This is a genomic window from Vibrio sp. (assembly GCF_050299255.1).
Classification (GTDB): domain Bacteria; phylum Pseudomonadota; class Gammaproteobacteria; order Enterobacterales; family Vibrionaceae; genus Vibrio.
Map to the genome: position 1 here is coordinate 1 of NZ_JBNKVP010000101.1, position 9,189 is coordinate 9,189.

Sequence of the window (9,189 nt, forward strand, 5' to 3'; positions counted from 1 at the left end):
ACGACGCTCTTCCGATCTCTTTCCCGGCATATGAACCAAATCCTGGAAATCAACCAGGAGCAGGGTTGGGTAAGGGTCCAGACCGGCGTGATCAAAGATCAGCTCAACGATGCAGTGCGCCCGTACGGTTACTTTTTCTCGCCCGACCTGTCCACCAGTAACCGCGCCACACTGGGGGGGATGATCAATACTGACGCATCCGGTCAGGGATCACTGAAATACGGTAAAACCTCTGATCATGTTTTATCGCTGCAAGCGGTGTTTGCCGACGGCTCGATTCTGGAATCTGATTTATCCCATGGTATGCCTCAGCCGGGTGAGTCCGCCCACCAGGCGTACCAGGTGACTGAACAAGTGTGTCGTACTAAGCGTCAGCAGATAGTCGACAAGTTCCCGCCGCTGAACCGTTTTCTGACCGGCTATGACCTGAAAAATGCGCTGGACGAACAGACCGACCAGTTCAATTTTACCCGGGTGCTGTGTGGCGCAGAAGGCTCGCTAGCCTTTATTACCGAGGCCAAGCTCAACCTGACGCCGATTCCCAAAGCCCGTACCTTAGTTAACGTCAAATACAACAGTTTTGATTCTGCCCTGCGTAACGCGCCGTTTATGGTGGAAGCCAAAGCGCTGTCAGTGGAAACGGTGGATTCAAAAGTGCTTAACCTGGCCAAAGAAGACATCGTCTGGCACACCGTCAGCGATCTGCTGACCGATGTCCCGGGCCAGGAGATGCTGGGCATCAACATGGTGGAATTTGCCAGCCAGGATGAAGCTGAAGTGGCAGAGCAGGTAAGCCAGTTGACCGAAAAACTGGATGCCATGATTGAAAACCAGCAAGCCGGAATTATCGGTTATCAGGTCTGTGATGATCTGGCCAGTATCGGTCGCATCTACAACATGCGTAAAAAAGCCGTTGGATTACTCGGCGCGGCAAAAGGCCGGGCCAAGCCGGTAGCGTTTGCCGAAGATACCTGTGTGCCACCTGAAAACCTGGCTGACTTCATCGCAGATTTCCGCCAGTTGCTCGATAACAAACAGCTTAACTACGGCATGTTTGGTCACGTCGACGCCGGCGTGTTACACGTGCGTCCGGCGTTGGACATGTGTGACCCGAAACAGGAAGCGTTGATGCATGAAGTGTCCGACGAAGTGGTCAAGCTGGTTGCTAAATACGGCGGTTTGATGTGGGGTGAACACGGTAAGGGATTCCGCTCTGAATATGGGCCGGAGTTCTTTGGTGATGAGCTGTTTACCGAATTGCGCCGAATTAAGGCTGCCTTCGACCCGCACAACAAAATGAACCCGGGTAAAATATGTACCCCGCTGAATAGCGACGCGGAACTGGTTAAAGTCAGCGATACCAAACGCGGCTATTTTGATCGCCAGATCGACGTCAAGGTGCGTGACAGTTTCAAACAGGCGATGGAGTGTAACGGTAACGGACTCTGCTTTAACTACGATACGTCATCTCCGATGTGTCCGTCGATGAAGGTCACCGCTGACCGGCGTCATTCGCCTAAAGGCCGTGCCGGTCTGGTACGCGAGTGGTTGCGCCAGCTAACGGAGCAGGGGATCGATATTCTGGATATGGAGCAGCAGATTTTGCAGGGCCAGTCCAGTATCAAGTCGTTGCTGAATCGTGTCCGCAATAACCTCAATAGGCAACATGAAGAGGATTTCTCTCATGAAGTGTATGATGCACTGAATGGTTGCCTGGCGTGTAAAGCGTGTGCCAGCCAGTGTCCGATCAAAGTCGACGTGCCGAGTTTCCGTTCCCGTTTCCTTAATATTTATCACTCCCGCTACCAGCGTCCGGCCAAAGACTATTTGGTGGCCAATATCGAATCTATGTTGCCGCTGATGGCGAAAGCGCCGCAGGTGGTGAACTTCGCCATTAAGCAGCCGTGGGTGAAGCAACTGACCGCGAAAACGGTAGGTTATGTGGACACGCCGTTGTTGTCAGTGCCCACTTTGGCTAAGCGGGTAAACAACCTGACAAAATTTGACCTACAATATTTGGCAGGTTTGTCAAAACAGCGCCGTGCTGAGCATGTGTTGATCGTCCAGGACCCGTTTACCAGCTATTACGATGCAGACGTGGTGGAAGATTTTGCCCGATTGCTGGCAAAACTGGGTAAAACGCCGGTTGTCCTGCCGTTTAAACCCAACGGTAAGGCGCAGCACATAAAAGGCTTTTTGCAGGAGTTCGCCCGCAGTGCGAAAAGCACCGCGGCATTTTTGGAACAGGTTGCCGATTTGGGTATCCCGATGGTGGGGGTCGACCCGGCGCTGGTGCTCTGTTACCGGGATGAGTATGTGGAAGTACTGGGTGACAAACGGGGTGAGTTTGACGTCCTGACGGTGCATGAATATCTGTTGCCGAGGCTGGAGCAATTTGAGCATCAGGTTAATGCCAGCGATAAGGCCTGGTACCTGCTGGCACACTGCACTGAGAAAACCAAACTGCCTAATGCCGAAAAAGAGTGGGGGCAGATATTTGCTCACTTCAACTCTGTGCTGAAAACGGTACCGGTTGGCTGCTGTGGTATGGCCGGTACATTTGGCCATGAAAAAGATAAGCTGCAGATGTCAAAAGACATCTACGCTTTGAGCTGGCAGCCAAATCTGCAAAACCTGCCGATTGAACGCTGCCTGATCACCGGCTACTCGTGCCGCAGTCAGGTGAAACGCTTCGAACAGCAGAAGGTCAAGCATCCGCTGCAAGCTTTGTTGCAGGTTGTCAGCTAACCATTACAAACCCGGCTACATGGCTGGGTTTGTTCTATCAGGAGATGATATGAATAAACTTGAGCTCAAAGTACCGCCAGTCGTACTGTTTTTGATTGCCCTGGTTCTGATCGACCGTATTGCAGAAATCTTTTACACCTTCGATATCCCTCTGCCACTGCCGTTACTGGTGTTTGCCGGTTGCTTTGTGGTCTCCGGTTTTGTCGGGCTGGCTGGTATCGTTGAGTTTCGCCGGGCCAAAACCACGGTACATCCTGGCAAGCCGGAGAATGCATCGACCATCGTTTCGAGCGGCATATTTGCTTACAGTCGGAATCCGATGTATCTGGGCCTGTTACTGCTGCTGTTTGGCTTTGCATACTGGCAGCAAAATGCGCTCAGCATGACGGTATGTTTGTTGTTTGTTGGTTACATGAATCGGTTTCAGATTGAGCCGGAAGAGCGAATACTTGAGCAGTACTTTGGTGAAGATTATCTCGTCTATAAACGCCGCGTCAGACGCTGGATATAATTCCTTTCGCTAACAACGAAAAAACCACCTGAACAGGTGGTTTTTTTAACTGGTCTGACGGTTTACGCCGCGCTTTCCATCTTGGTCAGGAATTCATTTTTACGCTGGTTAAAGCGCAGTACCAAATCGTCAACCGCTTCCTGGTCGTAAGGTTTTAAGCCGCTGGCAACCATACGTTTAACACCTTTACCCACCACCAGGCTATCTTCTTTGAACTCAAAGTTCAGTGTCACGACACCACGTTTGCCTTCCACATCAAACGTTGCACCTGAAAACACCACTTCTGGGTGGTTGAGGTCCAGGCGGTCAAATTCCACTTCCATGCTTTCGTAGATAACTAACGGGCGCTGGCAGTTGATCATCATCTGCTGCTGTTCCATCAGTGGTACCATGATGTGAGGGAAGTTCATGCCTGAGAATTGTACGTAGTTGGTCACCACGTGTTCGATGAACTCAGGGTTCTGACAAACGTCGCCTTCGCGTCGCATGTGCAAATACTCTTTGCCGTTTTGATCCACGACAGCGGCTTCCCGATCACATTTGTTGTCGATGCTCAGTGCAATGCCATCGCTGACCATACCGGAGAAATCAAACCGCATTTTCTGACTGATCCCTTCACGCTTGAGCAATACGGCAAACAGTAGATCGCCTGGTACGCAGAAACGTTTGCTGTCTTCATCGTGAATTGGGTTGTAATCACCTGCCACTTTCTTGGCAAAGTGACTTGCCTGTTGGCGGGTAAACTGGAACTGATCGTTCTGAGTCGAAAAATAAGGTGTTAAAAACATAATCTCTACGGAGTAGCCAAAACTGGTGTGAATTATATATGACAATACTAATTAAATGGTCTATCCAGTTAAACAATTAGATTTGCCTCGAAAGTAATAAAAAAGGACTCGATGGAGCCCTTTGATTTATCTTAATTTTTTGCTTAAACGCTCGGCAGAATAGCTTCTGGCATCAGATGGTTGTGTACCGCCTGTTGCAGCAGGCTGTTCGCCTTTTCAATATCCGGCGCGAAGTAGCGGTCCTTATCATAAAAAGGTACCTTTTCACGCAGGATCTGTTTGGCTTGTTCGACCCGCTCTGAGGATTTGTTCGGCGCCCGGAAATCCAGCCCTTGTGCAGAAGCAAGATATTCAACCGCCAGAATTCCGCGTGTGTTTTCACCCATGTCACGCAGACGACGGGCAGCAAAGGTTGCCATCGATACGTGGTCTTCCTGGTTGGCTGAGGTTGGCAGGCTGTCTATGGACGCCGGATGAGCCAGGGATTTGTTCTCGCTCGCCAGAGCGGCAGAAGTGACCTGAGCGATCATAAAGCCGGAGTTCACTCCGCCGTTGTCGACCAGGAAGGGCGGCAGTTTGCTCAGCGCGCTATCGATCAGCAGGGCCATACGACGTTCAGACAGGCTGCCGATTTCGGCAATGGCCAATGCCAGGTTGTCGGCTGCCATGGCGACCGGCTCCGCGTGAAAGTTACCCCCGGAGATGATGTCACCGTCTTCGGCAAATACCAGTGGGTTATCCGATACCGAATTGGCTTCCACTTCCAGCGTTTCTGCGGCATTGCGGATCTGCTGCAGGCAGGCACCCATCACCTGTGGCTGGCAGCGCAGTGAATAGGGATCCTGAACTCTTTCACAGGCGGTGTGTGAATCGCCAATCTCACTGCTGTTGTCCAGCAGGTGACGGTAAGCGGTAGCAGCATCCATCTGACTGCGATGGCCACGAGCGCGATGGATACGCGGGTCAAACGGCCGGCGGCTACCCAGCGCCGCTTCTACTGACATCGCACCACATACAGTTGCTGAAGCGTACAGGTCTTCTGCAACGAACAATCCTTCCAGAGCTAAGGCCGTCGACGCCTGGGTACCGTTTAGCAGCGCCAAACCTTCTTTGGGGGCCAGGGTGATTGGCTCCAGTCCCGCGACGCGCAGTGCTTCCAGCCCAGTCAGAAATTTGCCGTTATGACGTGCCTGACCTTCACCCAGCAGCAGCGTACTCATATGAGCCAGCGGCGCTAAGTCACCAGATGCACCCACTGAACCTTTTTCTGGTACGCATGGGTAAACCTCGGCGTTGACCAACTTAATCAGCGCTTCAATAACCGACAGGCGGATGCCTGAGTATCCGCGCGCCAGGCTGTTGATCTTTAACACCATCATCAGGCGTACGGTTTCATTGGACATAAATTTGCCGATACCCGCCGCATGAGACAGCACGATACTTCTTTGCAACGTTTCCAGATCTTCCGGTGCGATACGGGTATTCGCCAGCAAACCAAATCCAGTGTTAATGCCATACACAGTGCGGTCTTCCGCTATCACCTGATCGACCACTTTGGTACTTTCATTGATGGCGTCGACTGCAGCAGGATCCAGCGATAATTTGAGCGGCGAACGACTGATCTGACGAAGCTGTTTCAAGTGAAGTTGTCCTGGCTTTAGCACTATGTTCAGCATGTTATTCATTCCTTTTTTAAGCTTCTTTCATTTCTTCGTTCAGCTTGGACAGCTCCGGACCTTGCTGCGCGTAGCCTGTTTAGCGATAACGTTACCGGCATTTGCCTGACGCCTGACACATTGAGCGGTACCCGGGCGATATTGGTGTCAGCGGTTATTTCAGGTTTTCCGACATCGCGTTGGCGATATCCCAGCATAGGCGGGAGGCCAGGCGAGCCGTCTGGCTATCGACGTCGTAAGTAGGGTTGTACTCGGCGATGTCGGCCAAAATCAGTTTGTTGTTGTAGTGCAGCACTCTGTCCAGAAACAGCGCGAGGCTGTCGTAGCTGACGCCACGCGCTGCCGGAGCACTGACGCCGGGCGCAGTAGCGGCCGGAAATACGTCCAGATCTATGGTCAGATACAGGTAATCGCTGTTATCGATAAAATGCTGCAGCTGAGTCAGGTGGTAGATGTGGTTGATATGAGACAGGTCTTTGTCTTCCACATACCAGACACCTAGTTCGTCGGCACGGTTAAACAGTGCCTGGGTATTGCTGGCCCGGCTGACGCCCAGACAGGCATAGTGGAAAGGCCAGTTGTGCTGCTGACAAAAATCCGCGATCTGGTTAAAAGGCGTGCCCGAACTGGCTTTCACATTGGCAGTCGGACTTTCAAACGCACGCAGGTCAAAATGGGCATCGAAATTGATGATGCCGATTTTCGGAGCTTTCGCTAAGTCTTGCTCCTGCAGGTGGCGTGCTAAGCCCTGAAAGGATGCCCAGGCTACTTCATGACCGCCGCCTAAGGTGATCACCGGTGCATGTCGCAAGGCTTTAGTGATGAGACTGGCACAGGCGCTCTGACTCTGCTCCAGGTTGTCGTCTTCACAGACAACGTTACCCAGATCCACCAGACCGGTTTGGTTGTGCCAGGCCATATTGGCCAGAGCCTTACGAATGTAATCCGGTGCCTGGCTTGCTCCCACGCGACCTTTGTTACGTGCTACGCCAGCATCGCTGGCAAATCCCAGCAGGCACACTGCTTTGTCATGTTGGGCCAGTTGCTCAACCGCAACTAGCTGCATCACGTGGTGGACGCGTTTACCCTGTTCACCATCTTCGGCGTCGTGGCGACCCTGCCAGTGAAAATCCTGGTGAATTTGAGACTGATCAGCCATGGCATATCTCTCCATTTACGATACGGGCGGTCAGCTGACTGACGCCAACCTGATAACTCAGTTCTGCCGGATGACGGAGCTGCCAGACGGCGAAATCGGCTGCGAATCCCGGTTGAATTTTTCCGCGCAGGTTCGCTTGTCCCAGTGCCTGCGCTGCATGGCAGGTGACACCACGCAGTGCTTCTTCCGGAGTAAGGCGAAACAGGGTACAGGCCATATTCATCATCATGGTCAAATCAGCGATCGGCGAAGTGCCCGGGTTGAAGTCGCTGCCAATCGCCATCGGTACCTGATACTGGCGTAATAAATCGATGGGCGGTAATTGACTCTCGCGCAGGAAGTAAAACGCACCCGGCAGCAGTGTCGCTACGGTGCCTGCATCGGCCAGCGCGGCGACACCGGCCTGATCCAGAAACTCGACGTGGTCGACAGATAACCCGTGGTAACGCGCCGTCAGGGCGCTGCCACCCAGATTTGATAGTTGTTCCGTGTGGCCTTTTATTGCCAGCTTGTGTTTTTGTGCGGCCTGAAACACCCGTTCAGTTTGTTCCAGGTTGAAGCCGATCGATTCGCAGAACACATCGACACTGTCCGCCAGTTGCTGTTCTGCGGTCGCCGGAATAATTTCTTCGCACACGTAGTCGATATAGGCATCGGCGCGGTTCTGATATTCGCCAGGTACCGCATGGGCCGCCAGCAGGGTAGTGGTGACATTTACTTTGCGGTGGTCGCTCAGGCGTTTGGCCGCCCGCAGCATTTTCAGCTCATCGTTTAGTGTCAGACCATAACCTGATTTCACCTCAACGGTAGTGACGCCGGTACGCAGTAACCCGTCCAGGCGCGGTAGTGCCAGCTCCAGCAGTTGCTCTTCACTGGCCTGGCGAGTGGCTTTCACCGTGGCCACAATGCCGCCACCCTGGCGGGCAATCTGCTCGTATGGCACACCGTTGAGGCGCATTTCAAATTCATTGGCGCGACTGCCCGCAAACACCAAGTGAGTGTGGCAATCGATCAAACCCGGTGTCAGCAGTTGTCCCTGACAGTCAAACTCCTGGCTGAAATCCAGTTCACAGTGGCTTGGATGCAGAGAATGTATTTTGCCATCTTTAATGGCGATATCGCCTGGTGGAGTAACCTGGTAACCGGCTTCTCCGGGCTGCATGGTCACCATGCTGGCGTTGCGAATAATGACATCCATAACCTGCGACATATTTCCAATTTCCGCTCTTGATTTAATGTATATACAAATTATGGTTTAGGTCTGAACAATTGATCAAGGTCAATGTAGATAAAATGTGATCAAAAGTTAGAATGACGTACTTTTGCCCAGCTCTACTTTAGAACTTAATTTGTATTTGCTGCCCGGGTGGTACAGCAGGGCACTGCTGACCAGATTATCCTTACTCCAGGTTCGGCGCTTGAGTAGCAGGCATGGCTCGTCACCAGGTAGTTTCAGCGAGCTGCGTACCGCATGGCTCGGGATTATCGCTTCTACGGTATGTTCGATTGCACTGAGCGGACAGTTTTCGGACAGGTATTGATGTGGGGTTATCTGGCTGAAGTTCTGCTCCAGATAATTTGGCGCGTAGGCAGCATTCACCCAGCGCAGTTCCAGCTGCAGCGGCATATTGTCTTCATAGTGGATAATTTCACTGTAGAACACCGGGCTACCCAGCATGACCCCCAGTTTAGTGGCGATCTGGTCATCAGCCTTAAGTGCCTGTTGCTTGATCACCTGGTTACTGTATTTATGGCCACGTTGCTGCACTTCTTCAGCAATATTGCGGATATCCAACAGCGGTGATTCAGCTTTGGTATCCGGCGCACAGACAAATGTTCCCAGTCTTGGACGTCGCTGTAGTCTGCCTTCAGACACCAGATCGCGTATGGCTTTATTGACTGTCATTCTGCTGACATCGAACTGCTCTGTCAGCTCCATCTCAGTGGATATTCGGTGACCAACCGGCCATTGGCCGTTATCAATCTTGTCTTGAATGTACTGTTTAATCTGCAGGTAAAGTGGTGCTTCTGACATGCTAACGCTCATGCATAATTGAATATACAAATGGTTATACAATAAACGCCTGATTGCAAGTAAGGTGACAAAAACTGTGCGGAAAAGTGGGGCAGGCCTATAAGATGGTTATGGGCCCAATAGATGAGGAATAGTTACCTAGCTGAGAAATAGTTACCTTGCTGGCTCGAGACCAGCAAGGTGGCAGCTATTAATCTCGCTTCCAAAGAACATGGCAGAAGTTGTGTTCTGGATCGCGGCTGATCAACAGACGGGCAAACACATCGTCCAGT

8 protein-coding genes are annotated in these 9,189 nt (G+C 52.0%); 2 read left to right on the forward strand and 6 right to left on the reverse strand.

All coding sequences use genetic code 11. The annotated features are described in order from the left end of the window. Both ydiJ and ACQY6F_RS17125 read left to right on the forward strand, forming a co-directional pair. The coding region (ydiJ, locus tag ACQY6F_RS17120; RefSeq protein WP_428776157.1) for a D-2-hydroxyglutarate dehydrogenase YdiJ at positions 1–2,748 on the forward strand (2,748 nt) is incomplete at its 5' end. Between the two features lie 49 nt (positions 2,749–2,797). Continuing rightward, positions 2,798–3,259 (forward strand): methyltransferase family protein, encoded by a 462-nt coding sequence (locus tag ACQY6F_RS17125; protein ID WP_428776159.1) that lies wholly within the window; start codon positions 2,798–2,800, stop codon positions 3,257–3,259. Between the two features lie 62 nt (positions 3,260–3,321). On the opposite strand, the gene ACQY6F_RS17130 is transcribed toward ACQY6F_RS17125, so the two are convergent. The 6 genes from ACQY6F_RS17130 to ACQY6F_RS17155 form a co-directional block, all read right to left on the reverse strand. Further along, positions 3,322–4,047, reverse strand: coding sequence for a DUF3581 domain-containing protein (locus tag ACQY6F_RS17130; protein WP_428776161.1), 726 nt, complete (start codon positions 4,045–4,047; stop codon positions 3,322–3,324). Between the two features lie 143 nt (positions 4,048–4,190). Beyond that, positions 4,191–5,732: a histidine ammonia-lyase gene (hutH, locus tag ACQY6F_RS17135; RefSeq protein ID WP_428776163.1), complete on the reverse strand. Its 1,542-nt coding sequence runs from the start codon at positions 5,730–5,732 to the stop codon at positions 4,191–4,193. Positions 5,733–5,877: 145 nt separating this feature from the next. Then, positions 5,878–6,882 (reverse strand): formimidoylglutamase, encoded by a 1,005-nt coding sequence (gene hutG / locus ACQY6F_RS17140; RefSeq protein WP_428776164.1) that lies wholly within the window; start codon positions 6,880–6,882, stop codon positions 5,878–5,880. Then, complete coding sequence (gene hutI, locus ACQY6F_RS17145) at positions 6,875–8,092, reverse strand: imidazolonepropionase (RefSeq protein ID WP_428776165.1); 1,218 nt, start codon at positions 8,090–8,092, stop codon at positions 6,875–6,877. The genes hutG and hutI overlap by 8 nt, the downstream gene beginning before the upstream one ends. Positions 8,093–8,188: 96 nt before the next feature. Further along, a complete protein-coding gene (gene hutC / locus ACQY6F_RS17150) occupies positions 8,189–8,917 on the reverse strand; it encodes a histidine utilization repressor (RefSeq protein WP_428776167.1) in 729 nt (242 codons plus the stop codon). Positions 8,918–9,107: 190 nt separating this feature from the next. Continuing rightward, positions 9,108–9,189: DUF440 family protein (locus ACQY6F_RS17155; RefSeq protein ID WP_428776169.1), on the reverse strand; the 82-nt coding region annotated here is incomplete at its 5' end.